General features: G+C 71.7%; 26 protein-coding genes. 14 read left to right on the plus strand and 12 right to left on the minus strand.

Going from position 1 to position 25,522, the window contains the following annotated elements; translation table 11 throughout:
• Positions 1-77: 77 nt before the first annotated feature.
• The gene (locus ACCP09_RS37430) at positions 78-1,010 is read right to left on the minus strand and encodes an alpha/beta hydrolase (RefSeq protein ID WP_433753671.1); all 933 of its coding nucleotides are present in this window, start codon (positions 1,008-1,010) and stop codon (positions 78-80) included.
• Positions 1,011-1,082: 72 nt separating this feature from the next.
• Here ACCP09_RS37430 and ACCP09_RS37435 point away from each other — a divergent pair, with 72 nt between their 5' ends.
• On the plus strand, positions 1,083-1,985 hold the full coding sequence (locus ACCP09_RS37435) for an LLM class flavin-dependent oxidoreductase (protein ID WP_433753674.1): 903 nt from the start codon (positions 1,083-1,085) through the stop codon (positions 1,983-1,985).
• A gap of 4 nt (positions 1,986-1,989) precedes the next feature.
• Here the strand turns inward: ACCP09_RS37435 and fdhD are convergent, their stop codons facing one another.
• The gene (fdhD, locus tag ACCP09_RS37440) at positions 1,990-2,826 is read right to left on the minus strand and encodes a formate dehydrogenase accessory sulfurtransferase FdhD (RefSeq protein WP_027931690.1); all 837 of its coding nucleotides are present in this window, start codon (positions 2,824-2,826) and stop codon (positions 1,990-1,992) included.
• A gap of 99 nt (positions 2,827-2,925) precedes the next feature.
• Between fdhD and ACCP09_RS37445 the strand changes: the two genes are divergently transcribed.
• Both ACCP09_RS37445 and ACCP09_RS37450 read left to right on the plus strand, forming a co-directional pair.
• Positions 2,926-4,284, plus strand: a complete 1,359-nt coding sequence (locus tag ACCP09_RS37445; RefSeq protein ID WP_027931689.1) for an L-lactate MFS transporter — start codon at positions 2,926-2,928, stop codon at positions 4,282-4,284.
• Complete coding sequence (locus ACCP09_RS37450) at positions 4,281-4,415, plus strand: MFS transporter small subunit (RefSeq protein ID WP_017987694.1); 135 nt, start codon at positions 4,281-4,283, stop codon at positions 4,413-4,415. The genes ACCP09_RS37445 and ACCP09_RS37450 overlap by 4 nt, the downstream gene beginning before the upstream one ends.
• On the opposite strand, the gene ACCP09_RS37455 is transcribed toward ACCP09_RS37450, so the two are convergent.
• Positions 4,412-5,122, minus strand: a complete 711-nt coding sequence (locus ACCP09_RS37455; protein WP_433753677.1) for an SDR family oxidoreductase — start codon at positions 5,120-5,122, stop codon at positions 4,412-4,414. The two genes, ACCP09_RS37450 and ACCP09_RS37455, sit on opposite strands and share 4 nt — an antisense overlap.
• A gap of 93 nt (positions 5,123-5,215) precedes the next feature.
• Between ACCP09_RS37455 and ACCP09_RS37460 the strand changes: the two genes are divergently transcribed.
• Positions 5,216-5,632 carry a MarR family winged helix-turn-helix transcriptional regulator gene (locus ACCP09_RS37460; protein WP_027931687.1) on the plus strand — a complete coding sequence of 139 codons (417 nt, stop codon included), beginning with the start codon at positions 5,216-5,218 and terminating at the stop codon, positions 5,630-5,632.
• 187 nt (positions 5,633-5,819) lie between these two features.
• Here ACCP09_RS37460 and ACCP09_RS37465 read toward each other — a convergent pair whose 3' ends face one another.
• A complete protein-coding gene (locus tag ACCP09_RS37465; RefSeq protein WP_378332797.1) occupies positions 5,820-6,488 on the minus strand; it encodes a GntR family transcriptional regulator in 669 nt (222 codons plus the stop codon).
• Between the two features lie 66 nt (positions 6,489-6,554).
• Between ACCP09_RS37465 and ACCP09_RS37470 the strand changes: the two genes are divergently transcribed.
• A complete protein-coding gene (locus tag ACCP09_RS37470; protein WP_027931685.1) occupies positions 6,555-6,974 on the plus strand; it encodes a VOC family protein in 420 nt (139 codons plus the stop codon).
• Positions 6,971-7,726 carry an SDR family NAD(P)-dependent oxidoreductase gene (locus tag ACCP09_RS37475; RefSeq protein WP_123683388.1) on the plus strand — a complete coding sequence of 252 codons (756 nt, stop codon included), beginning with the start codon at positions 6,971-6,973 and terminating at the stop codon, positions 7,724-7,726. The genes ACCP09_RS37470 and ACCP09_RS37475 overlap by 4 nt, the downstream gene beginning before the upstream one ends.
• Here ACCP09_RS37475 and ACCP09_RS37480 read toward each other — a convergent pair.
• The gene (locus ACCP09_RS37480; protein WP_017987699.1) at positions 7,711-8,184 is read right to left on the minus strand and encodes a MarR family winged helix-turn-helix transcriptional regulator; all 474 of its coding nucleotides are present in this window, start codon (positions 8,182-8,184) and stop codon (positions 7,711-7,713) included. The two genes, ACCP09_RS37475 and ACCP09_RS37480, sit on opposite strands and share 16 nt — an antisense overlap.
• A gap of 94 nt (positions 8,185-8,278) precedes the next feature.
• On the opposite strand from ACCP09_RS37480, the gene ACCP09_RS37485 reads away from it, so the two are divergent.
• Entirely contained in the window at positions 8,279-8,836 is a 558-nt protein-coding gene (locus tag ACCP09_RS37485; protein WP_433753681.1) for a YceI family protein, read from the plus strand.
• Positions 8,837-8,906: 70 nt separating this feature from the next.
• Complete coding sequence (locus ACCP09_RS37490) at positions 8,907-9,404, plus strand: VOC family protein (protein WP_017987701.1); 498 nt, start codon at positions 8,907-8,909, stop codon at positions 9,402-9,404.
• Here the strand turns inward: ACCP09_RS37490 and ACCP09_RS37495 are convergent.
• The 4 genes from ACCP09_RS37495 to ACCP09_RS37510 form a co-directional block, all read right to left on the minus strand.
• The gene (locus ACCP09_RS37495; protein WP_433753683.1) at positions 9,401-11,707 is read right to left on the minus strand and encodes an FdhF/YdeP family oxidoreductase; all 2,307 of its coding nucleotides are present in this window, start codon (positions 11,705-11,707) and stop codon (positions 9,401-9,403) included. The two genes, ACCP09_RS37490 and ACCP09_RS37495, sit on opposite strands and share 4 nt — an antisense overlap.
• Before the next feature lie 5 nt (positions 11,708-11,712).
• Complete coding sequence (locus tag ACCP09_RS37500; protein ID WP_433753685.1) at positions 11,713-13,050, minus strand: MFS transporter; 1,338 nt, start codon at positions 13,048-13,050, stop codon at positions 11,713-11,715.
• Positions 13,051-13,111: 61 nt separating this feature from the next.
• Positions 13,112-13,549, minus strand: coding sequence for a MarR family winged helix-turn-helix transcriptional regulator (locus ACCP09_RS37505; protein ID WP_433753687.1), 438 nt, complete (start codon positions 13,547-13,549; stop codon positions 13,112-13,114).
• Positions 13,550-13,589: 40 nt separating this feature from the next.
• Positions 13,590-14,567: a hypothetical protein gene (locus ACCP09_RS37510; protein ID WP_433753689.1), complete on the minus strand. Its 978-nt coding sequence runs from the start codon at positions 14,565-14,567 to the stop codon at positions 13,590-13,592.
• 322 nt (positions 14,568-14,889) lie between these two features.
• Here ACCP09_RS37510 and ACCP09_RS37515 point away from each other — a divergent pair, with 322 nt between their 5' ends.
• Positions 14,890-17,514: a valine--tRNA ligase gene (locus tag ACCP09_RS37515; protein ID WP_433753691.1), complete on the plus strand. Its 2,625-nt coding sequence runs from the start codon at positions 14,890-14,892 to the stop codon at positions 17,512-17,514.
• A gap of 314 nt (positions 17,515-17,828) precedes the next feature.
• On the opposite strand, the gene ACCP09_RS37520 is transcribed toward ACCP09_RS37515, so the two are convergent.
• Both ACCP09_RS37520 and ACCP09_RS37525 read right to left on the minus strand, forming a co-directional pair.
• On the minus strand, positions 17,829-18,320 hold the full coding sequence (locus tag ACCP09_RS37520; RefSeq protein WP_433753693.1) for a DinB family protein: 492 nt from the start codon (positions 18,318-18,320) through the stop codon (positions 17,829-17,831).
• A gap of 9 nt (positions 18,321-18,329) precedes the next feature.
• Positions 18,330-19,619: a hypothetical protein gene (locus ACCP09_RS37525; protein WP_433753694.1), complete on the minus strand. Its 1,290-nt coding sequence runs from the start codon at positions 19,617-19,619 to the stop codon at positions 18,330-18,332.
• Positions 19,620-19,806: 187 nt separating this feature from the next.
• Here ACCP09_RS37525 and ACCP09_RS37530 point away from each other — a divergent pair, with 187 nt between their 5' ends.
• Complete coding sequence (locus ACCP09_RS37530; protein WP_027931675.1) at positions 19,807-20,253, plus strand: ATP-binding protein; 447 nt, start codon at positions 19,807-19,809, stop codon at positions 20,251-20,253.
• On the opposite strand, the gene ACCP09_RS37535 is transcribed toward ACCP09_RS37530, so the two are convergent.
• A complete protein-coding gene (locus ACCP09_RS37535) occupies positions 20,242-21,108 on the minus strand; it encodes a GDSL-type esterase/lipase family protein (RefSeq protein WP_433753697.1) in 867 nt (288 codons plus the stop codon). The two genes, ACCP09_RS37530 and ACCP09_RS37535, sit on opposite strands and share 12 nt — an antisense overlap.
• A gap of 88 nt (positions 21,109-21,196) precedes the next feature.
• Between ACCP09_RS37535 and ACCP09_RS37540 the strand changes: the two genes are divergently transcribed.
• Genes ACCP09_RS37540 through ACCP09_RS37555 form a run of 4 tightly spaced genes read left to right on the plus strand, consistent with a single transcriptional unit; the run spans position 21,197 to position 25,236 of the window.
• A complete protein-coding gene (locus ACCP09_RS37540) occupies positions 21,197-21,913 on the plus strand; it encodes a GntR family transcriptional regulator (RefSeq protein ID WP_027931673.1) in 717 nt (238 codons plus the stop codon).
• Complete coding sequence (locus ACCP09_RS37545) at positions 21,910-22,905, plus strand: ADP-ribosylglycohydrolase family protein (RefSeq protein ID WP_433753699.1); 996 nt, start codon at positions 21,910-21,912, stop codon at positions 22,903-22,905. Before ACCP09_RS37540 ends, ACCP09_RS37545 begins: the two co-directional genes overlap by 4 nt.
• Position 22,906: 1 nt before the next feature.
• Positions 22,907-24,349 carry a purine-cytosine permease family protein gene (locus ACCP09_RS37550; protein WP_027931671.1) on the plus strand — a complete coding sequence of 481 codons (1,443 nt, stop codon included), beginning with the start codon at positions 22,907-22,909 and terminating at the stop codon, positions 24,347-24,349.
• The gene (locus ACCP09_RS37555; protein WP_433753702.1) at positions 24,346-25,236 is read left to right on the plus strand and encodes a PfkB family carbohydrate kinase; all 891 of its coding nucleotides are present in this window, start codon (positions 24,346-24,348) and stop codon (positions 25,234-25,236) included. Before ACCP09_RS37550 ends, ACCP09_RS37555 begins: the two co-directional genes overlap by 4 nt.
• Positions 25,237-25,522 lie beyond the last annotated feature (286 nt).

A 25,522-nucleotide genomic window follows, 5' to 3' on the forward strand; every position in this document is an offset into this window, starting at 1 on the left:
CCTGGCTCAAGGTGATCGTCCGGTGTCAGGCGACGGGATGACCACCCAGCTACCTTTTGTTCTTCAGAGAACCGGCGCTACGCGCTTGGGCGGTGGCGGCCTAGGAAGCTCACCATGCTCGGCACCACCGTGCGGTTGAACGAGTCGCCGTGCTTGCCTCGCGCGGTGTAGCCGATTTCGGGCTTCACGGCCGCGATGAAGCGCCGGGCGCCGTGGATGAACGCGTCTTCCGTGCCGCACCACAGGGCGGTTGGGATGCCCGCCGTCGCCTCGAGGTGGCGTAGCGGGTCCATCGACGCCCAGTCGGCTTCGTCGCGGAAGGTGTGTCGCTTCGCCATCTCCGTCCACGACAGGATGAGCGCCGGCGCCAGCAGGGCCAGCGCACCCACCGGCTGGCGGCGCTCCGCCCGGCGGCGGGCGTACAGCAGGGCCCCGAACCCGCCCATCGACATGCCGGTGCAGGCGAACGGCATCCCGTCCACGCCGCCGAGGCCGCGTTCCCGCAGCCACTGCGGCACCTCCTCCAGCAGCATGCCCATCGGATCGTCGCGGGGCACGTTTTCGTGCCAGTAGTTGTCGCCGCCGTCGACCGCGACGAAACCGTACGGCTGGACCCGCTTGCGGGCGACCTGGCTGGCCAGCTCGGCGAGCGTCCCGGTCGGGGCCGCCGTCCGTGCCCGCCCGTGCAGGCCGTGCAGCAGCAGCGACACCGGCAGGTTCCGCGGCGGCGACTTCGACGGCAGCAGGATGACCAGATCGACCATCCGGTTCCGGTACCGCGACCACACCCGCTCGACCTTCGCGACCCCGATCTGCGACGCGGGCGACGACGACGCCACACCCAGCGCCCGCTGCAACGCCTCGCTCACCGGCAGCACCCCGGTCGCCGTCCCGGCGGCGACCGCGGCGATACCCAGGCCCGAAGCGCCGGCGATCAGCACCGAGCGGCGGCTGGGCCGCCTGCGCGGTTCAGTCGCTTCGTCCTCGTCCACCTGGCCTCCCGGCGCCATTGAACATCAGTCCGTCACCCATGTCGTGGGAAGTTCCGCAACCGATACATCGACAGGACTAATGTCGTGCCCATGCGGTTCGCGATCTCGATTCCCCAGTTCGTGGCCGACGGCACGTTCGACCACGCCGCCTTCCGCTCGTACGTGCGGCGCGCCGAGGAGCTCGGCTTCGAGAGCGGCTGGACCCAGGAGCAGGTCCTCGGCACGGCCCCGCACCTTTCGGCGAACGAGACCATGGCCTACGCGTTCGCCTGCGCCGAGCGCCTGCGCCTCGGCTGCGCCGTGTACGTCACCCCGCTGCACATCCCGGCGCACCTGGCCAAGAGCCTCGCCACGCTCGACCAGCTCAGCCGCGGCCGCCTGGAGGTCGGCGTCGGCAGCGGCGGCCGCAACCGGCCGTTCGCCGCGTTCGGCCTCGACGGCGAGGCGCACGTCGCCCGGTTCACCGAGGGGATCCGCCTGGTCAAGGCCCTGTGGACCGAGGACGTGGTCGACTTCGACGGCCGCTTCTGGCAGCTCGAGGGCGCCTCGATGCAGCCGAAGCCGTTTCAGAAGCCCGGCCCGCCGCTGTGGTTCGGTGGCAGCCACCCGAACGCCCTCAAGCGGGCGGTGAAGCACGGCGACGGGTTCTTCGGCGCCGGTTCCTCGACCACCGCGGCCTTCGCCGAGCAGGTCAAGACGCTGCGCGAGGTGCTGGCCGAAGCCGGGCGCGAGGACTTCCAGGTCGCCAAGCGCGTGTACATCGCGGTGGACGACGACGGGGACGCCGCCCGCCGCCGCGTCGCCGACGGTCTCGCCGAGATCTACGGCAAACGCGGCCTCGAGGCGGTCGCGGTGGCAGGCACGCCCGACGAGTGCGTGGCCGGGGTGCAGGAGGTCGCCGCCGCGGGGGCCGAGCTGATCCTGTTCACCCCGTTCGCCGACCAGGCCGAGCAGATGGAACGCCTGGCCGCCGAGGTCATGCCCCGGATCTGAGCGCTCACACCGCTGCCGGCTCCAGTACGCGCTGGTCGCCGGTGTAGAGGTTCATGCTGGTGCCGCGCAGGAACCCGACCAGCGTCATGCCGTTCTCCTCGGCCAGCTCCACCGCCAGCGACGACGGCGCGGACACCGCCGCGAGGAACGGGACCCCGGCCATCGCGGCCTTCTGCACCAGCTCGAACGACGCCCGCCCGGACACCAGCAGCCCGCAGTCCGACAACGGGACCCGGCCTTCCAGCAGCGCCCAGCCCAGCACCTTGTCGACCGCGTTGTGCCTGCCCACGTCCTCCCGCACGGCCAGCAGCGACCCGTCCGCCCGGAACAACCCGGCCGCGTGCAGGCCGCCGGTGCTGGCGAACACGCGCTGCTGCTTGCGCAGCGTTTCCGGCAGCCCCGCGAGCACCTCCGTGCTCACGGCGAAAGTCGACTCCCCGGGCGCGAAGCGGGTCTTGAGCTTCACCGCGTCCAGCGCCGCCTTGCCGCACACCCCGCACGAGGAGGTCGTGTAGAAGTTGCGCTCCACACCCGTCTCCGGCGGCGCGACGCCCTCGGCCAGGGCGAGGTCCAGGACGTTGTAGGTGTTGCGCCCCTGGTCGTCGACGCCGTCGCAGTACCGGGCCGTGAACACGTCGTCCCGCGAGGCGATGACACCCTCGGACAGCAGGAAGCCGTGCGCCAGCTCGACGTCGTGCCCGGGAGTGCGCATGGTGACGGCCAGTGCCTTGCCGCCGACCCGCAGCTCCAGCGGCTCCTCGGCCGCCAGCAGGTCGGCGCGTCGCGTCTGCCCGCCCTCCGTCAGCTTCCGCACCGGACGTCGCACCGTCACGCGCCCCATCGGGCACTCCATTCCACTCATCGACGACAAGAGCTTGCCGTGCCGTCGCGCATCTAGTAAGAAATTGCAGGCTCAATCACCAGCGTAGGGGAGCCCGCCGTGGCCGTCACTTTCCTCGACCGTTCGCACAGCATCGCGCCCCCGGACTGGAGCCGGTGGCTGATCCCGCCCGCGGCCCTGTCGGTGCACCTCGCGATCGGCCAGGCGTACGCGTGGAGCGTGTTCAAACCGCCGCTGGAGAAGGCGCTGGGCCTGTCCGGGACGCTGAGCGCGCTGCCGTTCCAGCTCGGCATCGTCATGCTCGGGCTGTCCGCGGCCTTCGGCGGCACGCTGGTCGAGCGCAACGGGCCGCGCTGGGCGATGTTCGTGTCGATGACCTGCTTCTCCACCGGTTTCCTGGTGTCCGCGCTCGGCGCGTTCACCTCCCAGTACTGGCTGGTGGTGCTCGGCTACGGGCTCATCGGCGGCGTCGGGCTCGGCATCGGCTACATCTCGCCGGTGTCGACGCTCATCAAGTGGTTCCCGGACCGGCCGGGCATGGCCACCGGCATCGCGATCATGGGCTTCGGCGGCGGGGCGCTGATCGCCTCGCCGTGGTCGAGCCAGATGCTCGAGTCGTTCGGGTCGACGCCCAGCGGCATCGGCACCTCGTTCCTGATCCACGGCGTCGTCTACGCGGTGTTCATGTCGCTCGGGGTGTTCCTGGTGCGGGTGCCCGCGGAGGGCTGGAAGCCCAAGGGCTGGGAGCCGACGGCCGCGAAGGCCCGGTCGATGATCACCACGGCGAACGTGTCGGCCGCCAACGCCATCAAGACGCCCCAGTTCTGGTGCCTGTGGGTCGTGCTGTGCTTCAACGTCACCGCGGGCATCGGCATCCTGGAGAAGGCGTCGCCGATGATCACTGACTTCTTCCGCGGCACGTCGGTCCCGGTCGGCGCGACCGCGGCCGCCGGTTTCGTCGCGCTGCTGTCGCTGACCAACATGCTCGGCCGGTTCGTCTGGTCGTCCACTTCGGACTTCATCGGCCGGAAGAACATCTACCGCATGTACCTCGGCGTCGGCGCCCTGCTGTACCTGGTGATCGCCCTCGTCGGCAACTCGTCCAAAGTGGTCTTCATCCTCGCGGCGATGGTGATCCTGTCCTTCTACGGCGCGGGTTTCGCCACGATCCCGGCGTACCTGAAGGACATGTTCGGCACCTACCAGGTCGGCGCGATCCACGGCCGCCTGCTCACCGCGTGGTCGGCCGCCGGTGTGCTCGGCCCGCTGATCGTCAACGCGATCGCCGACAGCCAGAAGCGGGCGGGCAAGCAGGGCCCGGACCTCTACACCACGTCGTTCTACATCATGATCGCGCTGCTGGTGATCGGCTTCATCGCCAACGAGCTGGTGCGCCCGGTGAGCGCGAAGTACCACGAACCGGAGAGCGCGGACGTCGCGCGCGAGGAGGCGAAATGAGCACGCCGGAGCAGGTCCCCGCGCGCCGCCGGGTCTGGTTGATGACGCTGGCCTGGCTGTGGGTGGGCGTGCCGTTCCTCTACGGCCTCTACGAACTGATCCTCAAGGTCGTCAAGCTGTTCGGCGGCTAGAACAGCCCGCCGCCGGCGTGGATCGTCTGCCCGGTGATCCAGCCGCCGTCGGCGGAGGCGAGGAACGCCACGATCGACGCGATGTCCGACGGCTCGCCGAGGCGCCCCAGCGGCGTCTGGGCCGCGGTCGCCGCGAGGCGTTCGGCGTCCATCCCGGCTTCCAGCGCGTCGCTGCGGGTCGCGCCGGGCAGCACGCTATTGGCCGTGATCCCGCGCGACCCGAGCTCCTTCGCGGCGGCGCGCACGAGCTGCTCGGCAGCCGCCTTGCTGGCCGCGTACACACCGCCGTTCGGGCGTGCGGTGACCGTGGCGCCGCTGGAAATCACGACGATCCGGCCGCCGTCGCGCAACCTCTTCGCGGCCTCGCGCAGGGCGACGAACGTCGAGCGGGTGTTCGTGGCGAAGACCCGCTCGAAGTCCTCGTCGCTCGCCTCGGCGAGCGGGGCGAACCGGGCGATCCCCGCGTTGCCGACCAGGATGTCGAGGCCGCCGAAGGCCGACTCGACGGCGTCGAACAGCGCCACGACCTGCGCCGGGTCCGCGACGTCGGCCTGGACGGCCACGGCCTGCCCGCCCGCGTTGTCGATGGTGGCGACCACCTTGGCCGCCGCGTCCGCGTCGGTGCGGTAGTTCACCACCACCCGGGCGCCTTCCGCGCCCAGCCGCTCGGCGATGCCCCGCCCGATGCCCCGCGATCCGCCCGTCACGAGGGCCACCCTGTCCGTCAGCACCATTCCTCCAGATGATCGATAGTCGAGATACTCGACTAATTGGTGGAGCATGTCAACTATGCTGGGGGCATGGAGGGCTTGGCCGCGGCGGTCGCCGCGCTGCACCGCGAAGCGGCGGTGCTCTACGCGGGAATCGCCCGCGACTTCGACTTGACCAGCCAGCAGACCCAGGTGCTGTGCGGCCTGGCGCGGCGCCCGTCGTTCGGGGAGCTGGCGACGCTGCTGGGGTGCGACAAGACGAACGTGACCGGGATGGTCGACCGGCTGGAGAAGCGCGGCCTGCTCGCGCGGGAGCCCGACGAGAAGGACCGGCGCGTCAGTCGCGTCGTGCTGACCCCCGCGGGCGAGGAGCTGCGCGAACAGATCAGGCAGCGGTTCGCGGAACTGGTGGGGGAGCGGTTCAGTGCCTTGACGGACGAGGAACGCGCCCGGTACGCGAGCCTGGTCGAGGTCCTCAGCGGGCCGGTTCGGGCAAGCTCTCGCTGAGCCGCCGGCGAGCGCGCTCAGCGGTGCAGCCCGCGCAGGCCCTGGATGAGACCCGGCTGGTCGCGCACGCCTGGCCCTCGCGGCGAGTCGGTTCACACAAGCGCTCGGTGGGGCGCCGGCGAGACTGGCGCGACCTTCCCAGTGGTTGTAGCGCGTTGGCAGCGGCGCGTGCCTGGCCCAGGGCCCGTCAGCGATGCAGTTCGCGCAGGCTCTCGATCAACCCCCGGCTCGCGGAGCGCACGTGTTCCTCCGCCAGGTCGCCCAGCCCCTCGACCCGCCGCGCGCGCAGCAGTGTCGCCAGCTCGCGGTGCTCGTCCACCACGCGCGTGCGGTAGTGCTCGTGCGAGAGCCGCACCCGGTGGGCCTGGAACAGGTGCACCTGCGACCGCACGGCCTCCCACGCGTTGGTCAGCCTGCCGTTGCCCGCCATCGCGTACACGCAGTCGTGGAACTCGATGTCCAGCGCCACCAGCCGGTCGCCGTCCGCCGGGCCGCGTGCCTCCCGGTCCATCGCCGCCACCAGCCGGTCGAGCTCGTCGAACTGCCCTTCCCGGCCCCGCTCGGCCGCGGTCAGCGTCGCCAGCCGGTCCAGCGCCGCGCGCACCTCGTAGACCTCGGTGATGTCGGTCTCGCTCAGCTCGATGATCCGCGTGCCCCGGTGCCACTCGCTGTGCACCAGCCCCTCGCGCTCCAGGATCGCCAGCCCCTCGCGTACCGACCCGCGGCTGACCTGCAGTGACGCGGCCAGCTCGACCTCGCGCAGTGCGCTGCCGGGCGCGAACCGGCCGGACAGGATCTCGTCGCGGATGCGGTCGGCGGCCTCCTCGGCCAGACCACGCCGCCGGGCGGGCTGCATGTCCTAATGTTGACATTCTGACATCGTCCGGGTCAAGCTGGAGCCACCGACGATGAAGGAGGCACCATGACCCGCCCCGCGTTCCACCTCGCGATCCCGGTCGACGACCTCGGCCGCGCCCGGGAGTTCTACGGCGGGGTGCTCGGGCTGTCCGAAGGCCGCTCCGACACCAAGTGGGTGGACTGGAACTTCCACGGCCACCAGGTGGTCACCCACGTCGTCGAGGGCGCGCGCAACGAGGCGGGCCGCAACCCGGTCGACGGCCACGACGTCCCGGTGCCGCACTTCGGCCTGGTCCTGACCGTCGACGCCTTCCACGAGCTCGCCGGCCGCCTCAAGGACGCGGGCACGCAGTTCGTCATCGAGCCCTACCAGCGATTCGCGGGCGAGCCGGGGGAGCAGTGGACCATGTTCCTGCACGACCCGGCGGGCAACGCGCTGGAGTTCAAGGCTTTCCGCGACGAGTCCCAGCTGTTCGCCAAGTGAGCCGCGGCGTCCTCGTCACCGGCGCGTCGGCGGGCCTCGGCCGCGCGATCGCCACGGCCTTCGCCGAGCGCGGCGACCGTGTCGCGGTGCACTACAACTCCAACCAGGCCGCGGCGGAAGCCACCCTGGCGGCGCTGCCCGGCGACGGGCACGCCCTGGTGCAGGGCGACATCCGGGAGGCCCAGCGCATCGCCGACGCCGCCGAAGACGCGCTCGGCGGGGTCGACGTCCTGGTCAACAACGCCGCCGTGGTGACCACCACCGAGACCGCGCACCCGCTCGCCGAGACGACCTTCGAGCACTGGCGGGAGGTCTGGCGGCAGTCGGTCGAGGTGAACCTCCTCGGCGCGGCCGACGTCACGTTCTGCGTCGCCAGGCACATGATCGGCCGCGGCGCGCGCGGACGCGTGGTCAACGTCGGCTCGCGCGGCGCTTTCCGCGGCGAGCCGGACCACCCCGCGTACGGCGCGACGAAGGCGGCCCTGCACTCACTGGGCCAGTCGCTCGCCGTGCACCTCGCGCCGCACGGCATCGCGGTGAGCACGGTCGCGCCCGGGTTCATCGCGACCGAGCGGGTCGCGGACTGGCTGACCGGTGAGCGGGGCGACGCGTTGCGGGCCCAGTCCCCGTTCGGCCGGGTCGCGGAGCCGCCGGAGATCGCCGCCGCGGTGGTCTACCTCGCCTCCGCCGAGGCCGAGTGGGCCTCCGGCGCCATCCTCGACCTCAACGGCGCCTCCTACCTGCGGTCCTGAGGACAGTCCTCCGGGCGGACCACCCGCAGGATCTGCTCGGAGATCGCCCGGAGGGCGTCCACCTGTTCGCGCGTGAGCACGTCGAACACCAGCTCGCGCACCGTGTCCACGTGGTGCGGCGCGGCCTGCTCGATCGCCTCCCGGCCCTCGCGGGTCAGCACGATGAACGCGCCGCGCGCGTCGTCCGGGCACTCCTCGCGCGCCACCAGGCCGCGCTTCTGCATGCGCCGCAGGTGGTGCGACAGCCTGCTCTTCTCCCAGTCCAGTGCCCTGGCCAGCTCGAAGACCCGCACCCGGCCCTCCGGCGTGTCCGTGAGCTGGACCAGCACCTCGAAGTCGGGCAGCGACAGCTGCGAGTCCGCCTGCATCCGGCGGCCCAGCGCGGCGTTGAGGTGGCTCTGCATCTTCACGTACGCGCGCCACGCCTGCTGTTCACCGTCATCGAGCCATCGGGTCATGCCATCGAGTATAGCGGGAATAGTTGACGCGTCATCCAAGTTGTGTCACTGTGTCGATGACAAATCAACCAGACCTTCACGGGAGGAACCCGCAATGACCACCCAGACCGGCTACGCGAACCTGACCGGCGAGTACACCCTGGACCCGACCCACACGCGGATCGGCTTCGTCGCCCGCCACGCGATGGTCACCAAGGTGCGCGGCGCGTTCAACGAGTTCACCGGCACCGCCCACATCGACGGTGACGACCCGGCCAAGTCGTCGGTGACGGTCGCCATCAAGGCGAACAGCATCGACACCCGCAACGCCGACCGCGACGCCCACCTGCGCAGCAACGACTTCCTGTCGATGGACGAGCACCCGGAGATCACCTTCGTCTCCACCTCGATCCGGCAGACCGGCGACGCGAGCTTCGACGTCACCGGCGACCTGACGATCAGGGGCATCACGAAGTCCGTCACGGTCCCGTTCGAGTTCGAGGGCACCGCCCAGGACCCGTTCGGCAACACCCGGATCGGCTTCGAGGGCTCGACCACCATCAACCGCAAGGACTTCGGCGTCACCTGGAACGCGGCGCTGGAGACCGGCGGCGTCCTGGTGAGCGACAAGGTCACCCTCGAGTTCGAGGTCTCCGCGATCAAGACCGCCTGACGCGGATGCCGGTGGTGCCCGGCGGGTAAGCCGGGCACACCACCTCCGCCGCGAGAAAGGAACGCCAGCCATGACCTCCGTCGACCTCGACGCGGTCCGCCGCGAGCGCGACCGCATCCGCGACGCCCACCTCAAGCCGGTGGGGGAGCGGCCGGCGTCGTCCGCCCGCGGCCTTCACCACACGGCGCTGATCAGCAGCGACGTCGAGCGGACCGTCCGGTTCTACCAGGACCTGCTGGAGTTCCCGCTCACCGAGCTGATCGAGAACCGCGACTACCCCGGGTCGTCGCACTTCTTCTTCGACATCGGCAACGGGAACCTGCTGGCGTTCTTCGACTTCCCTGGCCTGGATGTGGGCCCGTACGCCGAGGTGCTCGGCGGGCTGCACCACATCGCCATCTCGGTCGACCCCGAGCGGTGGCAGCGGCTGGTCGCCAAGCTCGCCGAGGCCGGCGTCGAGCACGCGGTGCACAGCGACGTCTCGGTCTACTTCCGCGACCCCGACGGCGCGCGCATCGAGCTCATCGCCGACCCGCTCGGCGAGATGTACGGCAACACCGTCCTCTAGGACGCGGGCTCCAGGCGGAGCACGATCGCCTTCGAGACCGGCGTGTTGGACTTCTTCGCCACCGAGTCCAGCGGGACCAGCGCGTTGGCCTCCGGGAAGTAGGCCGCCGCGCACCCGCGGGCCGTCGGGTACGCCACGACCCGGAAGTGCTCCGCCCGCCGCTCGCTGCCGTCCTCCCACTCCGACACCAGGTCGACCAGCTGGCCGTCGGCGAAGCCCAGCTCCGCCAGGTCGGCGGCGTTGACCAGCACCACGCGGCGCGCGTCCTCGATGCCGCGGTAGCGGTCGGACAGGCCGTAGATCGTGGTGTTGTACTGGTCGTGGCTGCGCAGTGTCTGCAGCAGCAGCCGGCCCGACGGCACGCGCGGGAACTCCAGCTCGCTGGTCGTGAAGTTCGCCTTGCCCGTCGAGGTGCGGAACGACCGCGAGTCGCGCGGCGGGTGTGGCAGGACGAACCCGTCCGGCTGCCGCACCTTCGCGTTGTAGTCCTCGCAACCCGGCACGACCTGCGCGATCCGGTCGCGGATCAGGTCGTAGTTCCCCTCGAAGTCCCGCCACGGCACGGCGTGGTCCGCGCCGAACAGCTCGGTCGCGAGCCGGCAGATGATCGCCACCTCGGAGAGCAGGTGCTCGCTCGCGGGCTTCAGCCGCCCGCGCGAAACGTGCACGCACGACATCGAGTCCTCGACCGTGACGAACTGCTCGCCCGCGGCCTGCTCATCCCGCTCGGTGCGGCCCAGCGTGGGCAGGATCAGCGCGGTCCGGCCGGGCACCACGTGCGACCGGTTCAGCTTCGTCGACACGTGCACGGTCAGCTCGCACGACCGCAGCGCGCGCTCGGTCAGCCCGGAATCCGGGGTGGCGGCAGCGAAGTTGCCGCCCATGCCGATGAACACCTTGCCGCGGCCGTCGCGCATCGCGCGGATCGAGTCCACGGTGTCGAGCCCGTGCTTGCGCGGCACCGGGATGCCGAACTCGTCCTCCAGCCTGCTCAGGAACGACTCGGGCATCTTCTCCCAGACACCCATCGTGCGGTCGCCCTGCACGTTGGAGTGCCCGCGCACCGGGCACAGGCCCGCGCCCGGCTTGCCGATCATGCCGCGCGCGAACGCCAGGTTGCTGATCTCCTGGATCGTCGCGACCGCGTGCCGGTGCTGCGTGACACCCATCGCCCAGCAGTAGACGGTACGCTCGGACGCCGCGATCATCCGCGCGATCCGCTCGATCTGGTCGCGGTCCAGGCCGGTGGCCTCGTCGATCGCCGCCCAGTCGATCTCGCGCAGGTTCTTGGCCCAGTCGTCGAAGCCGTGCGTCGAGGACTCGACGAACTCGCGGTCCACGATCGTGCCCGGCGCCGCCTCCTCCCAGGACAGCAGAAGGTGCCCGACCGCCTGGAAGAACGCGAGGTCGCCGCCCAGGCGGATCTGCGCGAACTCGTCGGCCAGCGGCGTGCCCTTGCCGACCACGCCGCGCGGGTTCTGCGGGTTCTTGAACCGCATCAGCCCGGCTTCGGGCAGCGGGTTCACCGCGATCACCTTCGCGCCGCGGCCCTTGGCCTCTTCCAGCGCGGACAGCATGCGCGGGTGGTTGGTGCCCGGGTTCTGGCCGACGACGACGATCAGGTCGGCGTGGTGGATGTCGGCGAGGCTCACCGAGCCCTTGCCGATGCCGTAGGCCTCCGACAGCGCCGCGCCGGAGGACTCGTGGCACATGTTGCTGCAGTCCGGCAGGTTGTTCGTGCCGAACGAGCGCACCAGCAGCTGGTACAGGAACGCGGCCTCGTTGCTGGTGCGGCCGGAGGTGTAGAAGATCGCCTCGTCCGGGCTGTCCAGCTCCTTGAGCTTGCCCGCGATCAGCCGGAACGCCTCGTCCCAGGAGATCGGCTCGTAGTGCGTGCCGCCCTCGCGCAGCACCACCGGCTCGGTGAGCCTGCCCTGCTGCCCGAGCCAGTAGTCGGTGCGGCCGTGCAGCTCCTCGACCGGGTGCTGGGCGAAGAACTCCCGCCCGACGCGCCGCTTCGTGGCCTCCTCGGCGACCGCCTTCGCACCGTTCTCGCAGAACTCGGCGAGCTTGCGGTGCTCACCGTCCTCCGCGCGCGGTTCGGGCCAGGCGCAGCCGGGGCAGTCGAAACCGTCGCGCTGGTTGAGCAGGCGGAGGGTCTTCACCGTGCGGCCGGCGCCCATCTGCTCGACACCACGCAGGAGCGACACCGCCACTCCCGGGATGCCCGCCGCCCACTCCTTGGGCTTGTGCACTTCGAGGGCGGCTTCGTCGATGTCGGCGCGAGGAGCGTTGCGTGTCACGTCCACTATCTTGCGTCAGCGCCTGCGTTCGCGCGAGTACCGAGTTGCCGGTCGGTCACCGTGACCGTGAATAGCACGGCGCCGATCACGATGAGCGCCGCGGCCAGTTCGTGCAGGCCGTGCGAGGTGGCGTGGTCGCCGAAGCACAGCGCGATCAGCGTCGACGACCCGATCGCGCCGAGGTACTGCGCCGTGCGGAACAGACCGCTCGCGGTGCCCATCACCTCCGGCGGCACCTGGCCGTAGAGGACGGTCTGGTTGGTCACGCTCGTCAGGCCCTGGCCCAGCCCGAACACCGCGGCGAGCACCACGAGCGCGCCGATCCACGTGCCGTCGTGCACGAACAGCAGCAGCACCGACCCGGCGAGCAGCGCCAGCGAGTTGACGACCAGCCGCCCCTTGAGCCGCGCCGGCTTGCCCGCCGACGCCGCGGCCAGCACGGCGGCCACCGACATCGGGGTCAGCAGCGCGCCCGCCGTCGATTCGGTGAGCCCGCGCGCGGATTCGAGCCACTGGACGTAGCCGAACATGATCGAGTAGACGATGAGGAACGCCAGCGCCTGGCGCAGGTAGGTACGCAGGAGCGGGCGGTTGCCCGCCAGCATCCGCAGGTCGACGAACGGACGCTCGGCGTGCAGCTCGACCCGGACGAACAGGGCGCCCAGTACCAGCGCGACGCCGAGCAGGTACAGGTCGGACACCGCCGGCGCCATCACGTAGAGGAGCACCGCGAGCAGGGTCGCGGAGAACAGGGCGATTCCGGCCACGTCGATCGGCTCGCGCCGTCCGGCGCGCGGCGGGTCCTTGGGCACCCAGACGAGCGCGAGCACGAACGCGACCGCGGCGAGCGGGATGTTGACCGCGAAGATCGCCGGCCAGCCGGCCAGCCCGATCAGCGCGCCGCCCAGCGTCGGGCCGATGACCATGACGGTCTGCGACGACATCGCGAGGACCGACAGGACGCGGCTCGGCACGCCGCCGCCGGTGGCGTCGGCGCGTTTGCGCAGCACCGCCATCGCGGCGGGGAAGCCGGCGCAGGTGCCGATGCCGAGCACGACCCGGACCGCGACCAGCCAGCCCAGCGAGAACGCGAGCAGGCCGCCGACGCCGGCGGCGAACACGGTCACCGAGCCGGCCAGCAGCACGCGCCGCGCGCCGAACCGGTCGACGAACAGCCCGACGACGGGTTGCCCGACGGCCGTGGCCAGGTACAGCGAGGTGATCAGCCAGGCGGTTTCCCCTGGCCCGGCGCCGAACGCCTGGCCGATGGGCACCAGCGCCACGGCGATCAGGGTGGAGTTGACGGGGTTGAGCACCGCGCTGGCCACCAGGGGGAGGACCATGCGCGGCGGGTAGGCGGTTCGCGTGAGCTGTGTCGTCCGCTGGGACGTGGTCACCACTTCCTCATCGCTGCGCCAGCCTCGCGAGCAGGGGCAGCGCTTCGTCGATCTTGCGGCGCTCCTCGGCGGTGAGGTCGTCGGTCAGGGCGCGCGCCAGCCACTCCTCGCGGTGCTGGTGCACGCCCCGCACGGTCTTCTCGCCCAGGTCCGACAGGGCGACGAGCACGCGCCGCCCGTCGCGCGGGTCGCGGGTGCGGCTGAGGTAGCCCAGCTCGTCCAGCGCGCCCAGCGTGGCCGCCATGGACTGCTGCCGGACGTGCTCCGCCGCCGCGAGCTGCGCCTGCGTGGCCGGGCCGTCCCGGTGCAGCCGCGCGAGCACGGCCGACTGCGAGGGCGTCAGGACGCCCGCGTTGTCCACCTGGCGCAACCGGCGGTGCAACTGCCCGACGACGGCGCGCACCGCACCGGCGAGACGCGCAGCGTCGTTCGGTACCCGGGTCATATAGACAGCCTAGACTGTTGAGTCTGGGCTGTCGAAGTGGTTACTCGCAGCCGCCGGTGAACTCCGGCATCGGCTTGGTCACGTCGTACATCGCCGCCTCGTCGAAGCCCGAGGTGTCCTGCGTGACGGGACCGGGCTCGCTGTAGGCCGGTGCGAGGTAGCCCCGCTTGGCCGGCCCGCAGGCCATCGAGTAGACGATCCCCCGGGTCGTCGTCACCCACAGACCGCGGTCGTTCTTCTGGAAGGAGGAGCCCCGGACCAGTTCGAAGTCCACCTCGTAGCGGATGAACACGTCGATGTCGGCGGGGCTCATGATCGGCGCGTAGCTGCCGGGGTCGAACGCGTAGGCGACCGAGTAGTCCGCGTGCAGGGCCAGCCTGTTCGCTTCGTCTCCCGGGGCCGCGGTGATGGTGCCCGCGATCCGCGGGCCTGCCGGGAGCAGCCGGTAGCCGTCTTCGGCGAAGCTGACCACGGACCGGAAGTCCTCCGTGCGGTCGTTGATGGCCTTGGCGAACTCGCGTCGGGCGTTCGGGGCCAGCAGGTTCAGCAGCAGCGACCCGTCGCGACCCTCGATGGTGCGCCGGTCGAGCCTACCCGCCCGGATGACCTCCCGAACCTGGCCGACTGCCGCAGTGACCTCGCCGGCGGAGAACCCACCGACCGGAGCGGGCGGCGGGGCCAGCAGCCCGTCCACCGACTCGCTCCACGTCTCGGCGGGAGTGCCGTCGAACGGGCGCTCCAGGTTCACCCGTGCGATGTCGGGCAGCACGCTCGGCGCCGTCGGGCGCATTTCGGCCGGTGGGGGCGCGCTGCCGTCGTAGTGGGCGGACGTCGAGCGGCCCCACTGGACAAGCCCGAACACCGCCCCGGCCACGACGACCAGCGACACGCCGGTCCAGGCGAGCCGCTTGCCCGTCCGGCGCTGGCGGCGCACGCCGGCCCGCGCCTGCTTCACCGCGCGCCGCTGCCAGTCGGGGTCCCGCAGATCCGGGTGCTGCGCGATGTCGTAGTCGTCCACTTCGGACCTGCCTTCCGGTTCGATCTCGCCTTCTGATCGACCGGCTGCGGAGATCGTTACGGGGTGCGCGCGTCCTGAGACCGATCCGCAAACAACGGTGCGATCAGGGTCGCCCCGGCGCACCATGAAGCCGGCCGCGCGAGGGCCGGTGTGACTGCCGTCACCAGGGCCGTTCTCGGCCGCCAGGGCGCCGGCCGCGCGTCGTCCAGGGTGTGTGCGAAGCCGTCCATTTCGGACCCGCAGCCCCCGGCCCAAGATCGTCACCGGCCCCGGAGGCAATGCGGATGCGGCGCTGATTAGCAGGTTCGTACACTTACCGGTTGTGACGGAGAACGCCCCTGACCAGCAGCCCGCCCTCCCGGCCGCGTGGAACCCGGCCGACGAAGAAGCCGCCCTCTACCAGCGGTGGGTAGACGCGGGCTACTTCACGGCCGACGCCGGGTCGGACAAGCCTCCGTTCACCATCGTGCTGCCGCCGCCGAACGTGACCGGCAGCCTGCACATGGGGCATGCGCTCAACCACACCCTGATGGACGTGATGACGCGCCGCCGCCGCATGCAGGGCTACGAGGTCCTCTGGCTGCCGGGCATGGACCACGCCGGCATCGCGACCCAGAACGTCGTCGAACGCGAGCTGGCCAAGTCCGGCAAGTCGCGCCACGACCTCGGCCGCGAGAAGTTCGTCGAGCGCGTCTGGGACTGGAAGGCCGAGTACGGCGGCAAGATCCTCGGCCAGATGCGCCGCCTCGGCGACGGCGTCGACTGGTCGCGTGAGCGCTTCACCATGGACGAGGGCCTGTCCCGCGCCGTCCAGACCATGTTCAAGCGCCTCTACGACGACGGCCTGATCTACCGCGCCGAGCGCATCATCAACTGGTGCCCGCGGTGCCTCACCGCGCTGTCGGACATCGAGGTCGAGCACTCCGAGGACGAGGGCGAGCTCGTCTCCATCCGTTACGGCGACGGCGAAAACTCGATCGTCGTGGCCACCACCCGTGCCGAGACGATGCTGGGTGACACCGCGGTCGCCGTCCACCCGGACGACGAGCGGTACAAGCACCTGGTCGGCACCGAGGTCGAGCTGCCGCTGACCGGCCGCCGCATCCCGGTCATCGCCGACGAGCACGTCGACCCCGAGTTCGGCACCGGCGCCGTCAAGGTCACCCCGGCGCACGACCCGAACGACTTCGAGATCGGCCGCCGCCACGACCTGCCGATGCCGACGATCATGGACGAGCGCGCCACGATCACCGTGCCCGGCCCGTTCCAGGGGCTCGACCGGTTCGAGGCGCGCCCTGCGATCGTCGCGGCGCTGCGCGAGCAGGGCCGGATCGTCGCGGAGAAGCGCCCGTACCTGCACGCCGTCGGGCACTGCTCGCGGTGCGACACGGTCGTCGAGCCGCGGCTGTCGCTGCAGTGGTGGGTCAAGGTCGAGCCGCTGGCCCGCGCGGCCGGCGACGCGGTCCGCGACGGCCGCACCAAGATCCACCCGCCGGAGCTGGAGAAGCGCTACTTCGACTGGGTCGACAACATGCACGACTGGACGATCTCGCGCCAGTTGTGGTGGGGCCACCGCATCCCGGTCTGGTACGGGCCGAACGGCGAGACGGTGTGCGTCGGGCCGGACGAGCAGCCGCCGTCCGGCGAGGGCTGGACGCAGGACCCGGACGTCCTGGACACCTGGTTCTCCTCGGGCCTGTGGCCGCTGTCGACGCTCGGCTGGCCGGAGGAGACGCCGGACCTGGCGAAGTTCTACCCGACCAGCGTCCTGTCCACCGGCTACGACATCCTGTTCTTCTGGGTCGCCCGGATGATGATGTTCGGCCTGTACGGCGGCGGCGACGTCCAGCCGTTCGACCACGTCTACCTGCACGGCCTGATCCGCGACGCGCAGGGCAAGAAGATGTCGAAGTCGCGCGGCAACGTCATCGACCCGCTGGACTGGATGGACAGCTACGGCGCGGACGCCACCCGGTTCACGCTGGCCCGCGGCGCGAACCCCGGTTCGGACATGGCGCTGGCCGAGGAGTGGGCCGCCGGGTCGCGCAACTTCTGCACGAAGCTGTGGAACGCCACCAAGTTCGCGTTGATGAACGGCGCCACCGTGGCGACGCCGCTGCCGCCCGCCGCGGAGCTGACCGAGGCCGACCGCTGGATCCTCGGCCGCCTCGCGAGCACCGTGTCCGAAGTGGACGAACTGCTGGAGGACTTCCAGTTCGCCAAGGCCGTCGACCGGCTCTACCACTTCACCTGGGACGAGCTGTGCGACTGGTACCTGGAGCTGGCGAAGGTCCAGATCGCCGGTGAGCGGGCCGACAGCACGCGCGCGGTGCTGGGGCACGTGTTCGACACGGTGTTGCGGCTGCTGCACCCGGTGATCCCGTTCATCACCGAGAAGCTGTGGCGGGCGCTGACCGGCGGCGAGTCGGTCGTCATCGCCGACTGGCCGAAGGCGGACGGCTCCTACGCCGACGCGGCGGCCGACGCCCGCATCGCCGACGTGCAGAAGCTGATCACCGAGATCCGCCGGTTCCGGTCGGACCAGGGCCTCAAGCCGGGCCAGCGCGTGGCGGCGCACGTCAACGGCGCGGGCTTCGCCGACGTGTCCGCGCACGAGGAAGCGGTGCGTGCGCTGGCGCGGCTGACCGCCCCGGAGGACGGTTTCACGGCGTCCGCCTCGGTCGAGGTGAGCCTGTCCAGCGGGAACGTGCACGTCGAGCTGGACCTGTCCGGCGCGGTCGACGTGGCGGCCGAGCGCAAGCGGCTGGAGAAGGACCTGGCCGCGGCGCAGAAGGAGCTCAAGCAGACCGAGGGCAAGCTCGGCAACCAGGCGTTCCTGGACAAGGCGCCCGCCGACGTGGTCGAGAAGATCAAGGTGCGCCGGGACGCGGCGGCAGCCGACATCGAGCGGCTCACCGCGCGCCTGGGTTCGCTGCCCACGGCCTGAGCGCGCGGTCCGGGACGGGCCCCGCGCCCGTCCCGGCGCCGTCCGGTCGTGGGTTCAGGTGATGCTGTCGAGGATTTCGGCAACCGGAGGGTGGAGTCCAGCGTGCGGAGGGTGAAGGTGGAGTCCGGCACCGCAGCTCCGATCCAGGCGAGGTGGCGAACCGCCAATCCGGCGTCGAACTCCGCGGGAACCTGCCGCCGGACGGTCCGCACGTAGTCGGCCGCGCCCCACTCGGGATGGGGCCGAGGTCGCGCAGGGCGGAGCCGCCGTACCGCGCCTGCAGGACACTCACCGAGGCGCGCGTCCCGGAGCCGTCACCGGCCGACGGAGCCGTCGGCCTGTTCGCGCAGGATGTCGGCGTGCCCGGCGTGCCGCGCGGTCTCCTCGATCATGTGCACGAGCAGCCAGCGCATCGACGGCGGCTCGGTCTTCCGCAGCGATCGCACGCCCGGGCGGTCCAGATCCGGGCAGGCGGCGATGATCGCGTCGCAGCGTTCGACCATCGCGCGGTACTCGGCGAACAGCGTTTCGGCGGTGTCCGCGGGCCCGGGGAACGCTTCGTCGTCCCACAGCTCGACCTCTTCGCCCGCGTAGGCCCACACGAACCAGTTGTGCTCGACCGCGATCAGGTGCTTCACGAGCCGCAGCAGGCTCGTGCCGGACGGGACCCCGGCGGTGCGCGCTGCCTCGTCCGGCAAGCCGTCTGCCTTCGCGATGATCGATTCCCGCAGGTAATCGAGGAAGGTCACGAGCGTCGTCTTCTCGTCCGCGTTCAGGCTGGGCGGCCCCAGATCACCCCTGGTCATCGGCTCACTCTAGGCGGGCGGGTAGACGAGGATGCGCTCGCCGCCGTTGGTGGCCGTGCCCAGGTACGCCGAGCCGGCCGCGACGCCGTCCGGGACCTTGGTGCCGTCGGGCAGCGGCGTCGCCTTGCCGGTGCTCAGGGACACGCTCACCGGCGTGTCGTCGCTGCCCGCGGTGCCGTAGGCGGTGTCGCCGCCGATCGCCGTCAGCTCGATCGCGCGCCGGTCCGAAGTCTCGGCGAAGCAGCGGCCCTGCCCGGTCGACAGGTCGAACGCGACGCGACCGGCGAGCAGGTAGTGGCCGGAGACCACCGGTTCGAGGCCGGACGGACCGCGGGCGGTCGCGCCGTCGAGGTCGCACTTCACGGAGCCGCGAACCTGCCCGGTGGCGGCGTCGTGCAGCGCCCACAACCACTCGGTGGGGTCCTCGGTCGGCCAGCCGACGAGGACCGACTGCCCGTCGGGGGAACCGACGACCTCGACGTTGCGGAAACCCTCGTTCGAGCTCGCGCCTGCCGGCTTGACGTCGTCGCTGATCCACGCGCCCGGTACCCAGAACGACTGGAAGCCCTGCACCAGCGGCCCGCTCGCGGTCGCCGCGACCACGGCCATCCGGTCGGCGCACGATCCGATGGCGTGCGGGCACTCCTTCGGCGGGCGCAGCCCGGCGTCGTCCTCCGGGTAGCTGGTCATGCTGCCGTCCGCGACGCGCACCACGGTCACCGTGTCGCCGTTCTCCAGGAACACGCGGCCGTCGGATTGCGCCCAGTAGTCGCCGGACCTGACGGGCAGACTGACGTCCCGTTCGGGCGTGACCGCCGTGCCGGACGAGTCCGTGCCGTACACGTAGAGGTGCGTGCTCCGCGCGGGCTTGTCGACGCCGTTGTCCTCGCCCGTGCCGGTGGTGGCCAGCACCGCGTACTCGCGCCCGCCGTCGCTGGTCACGAACACGGTGGAGTCCAGGTCGCCCTCCGGTTCCGGCACCGGCACGCTGCGCCACCGGACCGCCCCGGTGACGGCGTCGTGCGCGACCACGTGCACCCCGTCCGGCCCGCTCGCCCGCACCAGCAAGAGGCGGGCTTCCGGCGCGCCGGTCGGGTGCGCGAACTCGACGTCCTGGTCCGCGCTGATCGACCAGCCGCGGGCGGCGTCGAACTCGGCCGGAAGCGGTTCCCGCGGCGCGGACGGCGCCGAGCTGCTGGACACGGGCGGCGCAGCCGCTCGCCCGCCGTCGGAACCACATCCGGCGAGCACCACGACCGCACAGGCCGCCGCCAGAACACCCGTCACCTTGTACGACACGTCACCGCTCCCAGTTGATCACGAACCGGAGCTGTGACGGGGGTGCGGCGCGAACGGTTCCGCCACCGGTCGGCGTTGGAAACGGCAAATCAGTGCAATTGCCAGGGAAGGGCACAAGGACCCTTCAGCGGTTCACTCGGAGGTGTGAAGATGGACGAACCTGTAGGTGTTCGAGTGGGGAAGACCGATGGACAGGACTCCCAGGCCGTCGGGGTGCACCGAGACCAGCCTGCACTGCCGCTGGCCCGCTTCGCCCCGTGACATCACGGCGCTGCGGTACGAGCTCGTGCGCTGGGCGCAGGACCTCGACCTCCCGGGTCACCTCGCGCACGCGATCGGTCTCGCCGGCTACGAGGCGCTGACGAACTCGGTGACCCACGCCTACCCGGAGGGCACGGACGGCCCGGTCGAACTGCACGCGAGCCGGGACCACGACCTGATCGCCGTCACCGTCATCGACCGCGGTCGCTGGAAGACACCGCCGCCGGGGCGCTCGATGTCCGACGGCCGCGGGCTCCGGCTCATCCGCGGGCTCGCCGGGCACGTAGAGGTCATGGCGACCGACGAGGGCACCACGGTGTCGATGACCTGGCAGCTGCCGAACCACCTCGGGTTCGAGCGGTCAATCGCGTAGTTGCGCGTACGTCACCGCGGCGACGCCCTGCATCCCGGTGAAGAAAGGGTGGTAGTTCGCGGCCCACGGCTTGAGGTCCTTGCCGTTGATCCACGCCTGCCCCGGCGGGGCGCACGCGTCGTGGCCCAGTGACGGCCCGAAAGTGTCCACATAGGACGCGTCACCGTCGTCCGCGACCGCCTTTTCCAACGCCGCGTTGAGTTCTTCCTCCACGCTGTTGAGCCACGGGTAGTCGCCGTCGGCGAAGGGCAGCACGTCCGGGCAGGTGCCCGACGGCGGCGCGATGCGCGGGTAGCCGATCACCAGCACCTCGGCCTCCGGGGCACGGTCGTGGATCTCGCCGAGCACGGCGGTGACGTTCGCCTGCGTCTGCGGCAGCCGGGCCTTGATGGTGTCGACGCCGTCGACGGTGAAGTGGCGCTCGCAGGGGTTGCCGGTGGGATCGGAGGCGCGCAGGCCCGGGCAGGTGTCGATGATCGTGCCGAAAACGCCGTAGTCGTTGCCGCCGATGCCGAGCGTGACCAGGTCGGTGTCCGGGCGCAGGGCGTCCAGTTGCGGTGGGTTCGGGCCGAGGACAACGTCCTGCGGGGCGACCATGTCGTGGGTGTCCGCGCCGCTGCACGAGACGTCGGTGAACGCGCCGACCCGCAAGGCGATCGCCAGCAGCGACGGGTAGTTCCCGGTCGAGCGGAGGCAGCCGACGGGGTCCACGCGCTGCAGCGGGATCAGTGGGCCCGCCGTGTAGGAGTCGCCGAGCGCGACGTAGTGCCGGTAGCGGGGTTGCGCGGACGCGGTGAGCGTCGAGGCGAGCAACGTGCAGGCGGCGACCAGGAGGACGAACATGCTGCGGCGCATGGGTAGTTCATAGCTCCGGGCGGGTCAGCGTGCCGCCGCCATTCGGGTGGGCTCGCGTTCCGTCACCTGTCCGGGGTAATGTACAGGTATGGACAGGACTGAACAGGTCGGTTTTTCCAAGCGGCACCGCCTGGTCACCGATCTCGCCGAGCAGATCCGGACGGGCAGGCTGGCGCGCGGTGAGCGGTTGCCCGGGGAGCACCAGCTGGCGCAGCGGTACCAGGTCAGCCGGGGCACGGTCCGCAGCGCCCTGTCCGAACTGCAGCGGCGCGAGCTGATCGCGACGGAGAGCGGTGTCGGTTCGTTCGTCACCTTCGACGGCGTCGAGCTGGACCAGGCCGTCGGCTGGGCCACCGCGCTCGCCCGGTCCGGGTTCGAGATCACCACCGACCTGCTGGCGATCGAGCACGTCCGCGACGACGCCCTCGCCGAGCGCTTCGGGGTCGAGTCGTTCGTCTCGATCCGCCGGTTGCGCCGCGACCAGGCCGCCGGCCCGGTGTCGCTGGAAGTCGCGCTCGTCCCGGGCACCGGCGCGCTCGCCGGGCTGCCGGAGCGAGGCCTGGTGCGCGGCTCGCTGACCGCGACGCTCGCCGACGCCGGTCTGCGCGCCGAAGGTGGTGAGCAGTGGATCGGCACCGAGGCGCTGACCCCGGAGACCGCGGCGCTGCTGGAACGGCCGCCAGGCACGCTGTTCCTCCGCGCGGTCCGCACGAGCACCGACGCGGCGGGTGGTCTCGTCGAGCACGTCGTCAGCCTCCTGGACCCGGCGCGGTTCCAGTTCCACCTCACGTTCGGCCGCCGGTGAGCGCGCGGGACCGGGCGCTCGGCGCGTTCGCCGGGCTCGCCCTCGGCGACGCGCTGGGCATGCCGACGCAGTCGATGTCGCGAACCGAAATCACCCGCCGCTACGGGCGGATCGACACGCTCGTGGACGCCGTGGCGGACCAGCCGATCGCGCCCGGCATGCCGGCCGGGTCCATCACCGACGACACCGAACAGGCCCTGCTGCTGGCGCGGCTGCTCATCGACGGCGACGGCCGGATCGACCCGCTGGTGTTCGCCCGCGCGCTGCTCGACTGGGAAGCCGACATGATCCGGCGCGGCTCGGCCGACCTGCTCGGCCCGTCCACGAAACGCGCGCTGGACCTGCTCCAGTCGGGCGCCGACCCGGCCGAGGCCGGGCGCGGGGGCAGCACGAACGGCGCCGCCATGCGGATCACGCCGGTGGCGATCGCGACCCCGCCGGAGCTGGACCGCCTGCTGGACGCCGTGACCGAAGCCAGTCTGGTCACACACAACTCGAGCCTCGGCATCGCCGCGGCCGCGGCCATCGCGGCGGCCGTCTCCGCGGGAGTGGACGGCGCGTCCCTGCCCGAAGCGCTCGACCACGCCGAGGCGGCGGCTGCCGCCGGTGCCGGCCGCGGCGCCTGGAGCGCGGGCGGCGACATCGCGGCGCGCATCCGCTGGGCTCGCGACTGGGTGTCCGGAATGGACACCGCGACCCTCGCTGACGCCGTCTACCAGGTGATCGGCACCTCGGTCGCGGCGCAGGAATCGGTGGTCGCGGCGCTCGCGCTGGCGCAGGCGCTGGGCGACCGGCCCGCCGACGCCCTCACCCTCGCCGCCGGACTGGGCGGCGACACCGACACCGTCGCCGCGATGTGCGGCGCGATCCTCGGCGCGCAGCACGGCTTCGCCGGACTGCCCGCCGGACCGGTCGGCACCGTTCTCACGGTCAACCGGCTGGACCTCGGCCCCGTCGTCGACGGGCTGCTGGAAATTCGTGGAAGGAAGTGACATGGCGACTGACACCGCTGTCGAGTCCCGCGCGGGTGCACTGGAGACGCGCGGCATCGAACCGGTCCCCGAGGCCGAACGCACCGGCAGGCCCGGGCAGCTGTTCTGGGTGTGGTTCGCCGCGAACATCTCCATCCTCGGTCTGCCGCTCGGCGCGACGCTGGTCGCGATCCAGGGGCTGACGTTCTGGCAGGCCGCGATCGTCGCGGTGATCGGGTCGGTCGGGTCGTTCGCGATCGTCGGCGCGGTGTCGATCGCCGGGCGGCGCGGGGGAGCGCCAGGCCTGACATTGTCCCGCGCGGTGTTCGGCGTGCACGGCAACGCCGGGCCGACCGTGGTGTCGCTGCTGTCGCGGCTGGGCTGGGAGACGGTCAACACCACGACCGCCGCGTTCGCCCTGTTGTCCCTGTGCGCCATCGTGTTCGGCACCGCGTCGGACGCGAAGGCCACGCCGGTGCTGACCATCGCCTGCATCGCGGTGTTCGTCGCGTGCACCGTGGTGGTGTCCGGGCTCGGGCACGCTGTGCTGGTCGCCGTGCAGCGCTGGGCGACGTGGATCTTCGGCGCGCTCAACATCGTGGTCGCGGTGAACCTGGTCGCGACCATCGACTGGAGCGCGGTCGGGGCCGCCGAGCCGGCGTCGGTGGGCGCGATGATCGCCGGGGTCGGGACGATCGCGGCCGGCACCGGCATCGGCTGGGCGAACGCCTCGGCCGACATGTCGCGCTACCAGTCGCCCGCGGTGCGCAACGGGTCGCTCGTGCTGTCCGCCGCGGCGGGCGCGGGGATCCCGCTGGTGCTCCTGATCGGCCTTGGCAGCCTGCTCTCCGCGGGCGACCCCACGCTCGCGCAGGCCGACGACCCGGTCGCCGCGATCCGGTCGATGCTGCCCGCGTGGATGGCGGTCCCGTACCTGCTGGCCGCGTTCGGCGGGCTCCTGCTGTCCAACCACCTGTCGGTGTACTCCGCGGGACTGACCACGCTGACCTTGGGCATCCGGATCAAGCGGGTGTACGCGGTGGTGGTCGACGTGATCGTCACCTTCGCCGGGGCCGCGTACTTCATGCTGGTCGCGGACAACTTCTACGGGCCGTTCATCGCGTTCATCAGCCTGCTCGCGGTGCCGATCACCGCGTGGGTCGGCGTGTTCGGCGTGGACATGCTGCGCCGCAGGCACTACGACCCGGCCGGGCTGATGGACCTGCGCCGCACCAGCGTGTACTGGTACCGGGCCGGCATCGAGCCGCGCGCGCTGCTGGCGTGGGCCGCGGGCATCGTCACCGGGTACCTGTTCACCACCGCGGGCACCGGCGAGGACGTGTGGTTCACCGGGCCGTTCGCGAACACCTGGCCGGGCCAGAACGGGCTGGGCTGGCTGATCACGCTCGTCGTGGCCGGCGGCCTGTACGGGCTGCTCGGCGGTGCGCGGACGGCGTCGCGGTGAGCAGGCTCGTCCATACCGGACAGGTGATCGTCGACCTGGTGCTGCGGGTGCCGGAGCTGCCGCGGCGCGGCGGTGACGTGCTGGCGGATGGGATGGACCTCACGCCCGGTGGCGGCTTCAACGTGATGGCCGCCGCGGCCCGCTCCGGCGCCGAAGTGGTCTACGCCGGCGCCCACGGAACGGGCCGGTTCGGCGACGCGGTCCGGGCGGCGCTGGCGGCGGAGGGAATCGGGGTGGCCCAGGCTCCGTTGTCCGATGTGGACACCGGGGTGTGCGTGGTCTTGGTCGATTCCGGTGGTGAGCGGACGTTCGTGACCGGGACCGGCGCCGAGGGGATGCTCGCGCCGGGGCGGCTGGACGACGTGCGGGTGGCGGCGGACGACTTGGTGTACGTCAGCGGGTACTCGCTGGCGCACGCGCCGAACCGCGCGGCGCTGGCGGCGTGGCTGCCGACCGTGCTGGCGCGGGTGCTGCTCGACCCCGGCCCGCTCGCCGCCGACCTGCCGCTGGACCTCGTGCTGCCGCACGTGGACATCCTGAGCTGCAACGCCGCCGAGGCTCGCGAACTGTCCGGAAAGGACTCGCTGACGGAGGCCGCGTTGGCGCTCGGCGGAACGGTCGTCGTCCGCGACGGCCCCGCCGGCTGCCTGCTGGCCGAGAACGGCGAGGTGCGGACGATCCCGGGTTTCCCGGTGGAGCCCGTGGACACCAACGGCGCGGGCGACGCGCACTGCGGAGTCCTCGCGGCGGAGCTGCTGGCCGGAGCGGACCTGGCCATGGCGGCCCATCGGGCGAATGCCGCCGCCGCGATGGCCGTGCTCCGCCCCGGCCCGGCCACTGCGCCTAACCGCCAGGAGATCGACGAGTTCCTGGCGGCTCGCGCGTAGTGCTGCGCCGCTCAGGACCGGCCCGCGGCGGCACGAAGGGCGCTCTGCGCGAGCCCGGCGTGCTCGCCGGCCGAGCCGGGCGGTTCCCCCGGCTCAGCGGTAGGCGCTCTGCCCGGCGGGGACCATGGGTCTTCTCGCGGCCTGGCGCGGTGTCGGCGCTCGGGGTGGCTGTCGTGGCGGGCGAACCGCGCTTGGGCACCGGGGGGGGGGGATCGCCGAGGGGGAGAGGGGGGTGGTGGGGGGGGGGGGGGGGGGCTGGGGAGTGTAGGTGGGTGGGGGGGGTTGG

Origin of the sequence: Amycolatopsis sp. 3B14 (assembly GCF_050958625.1) — a bacterium.
Lineage (GTDB): Bacteria > Actinomycetota > Actinomycetes > Mycobacteriales > Pseudonocardiaceae > Amycolatopsis_E > Amycolatopsis_E thermoflava.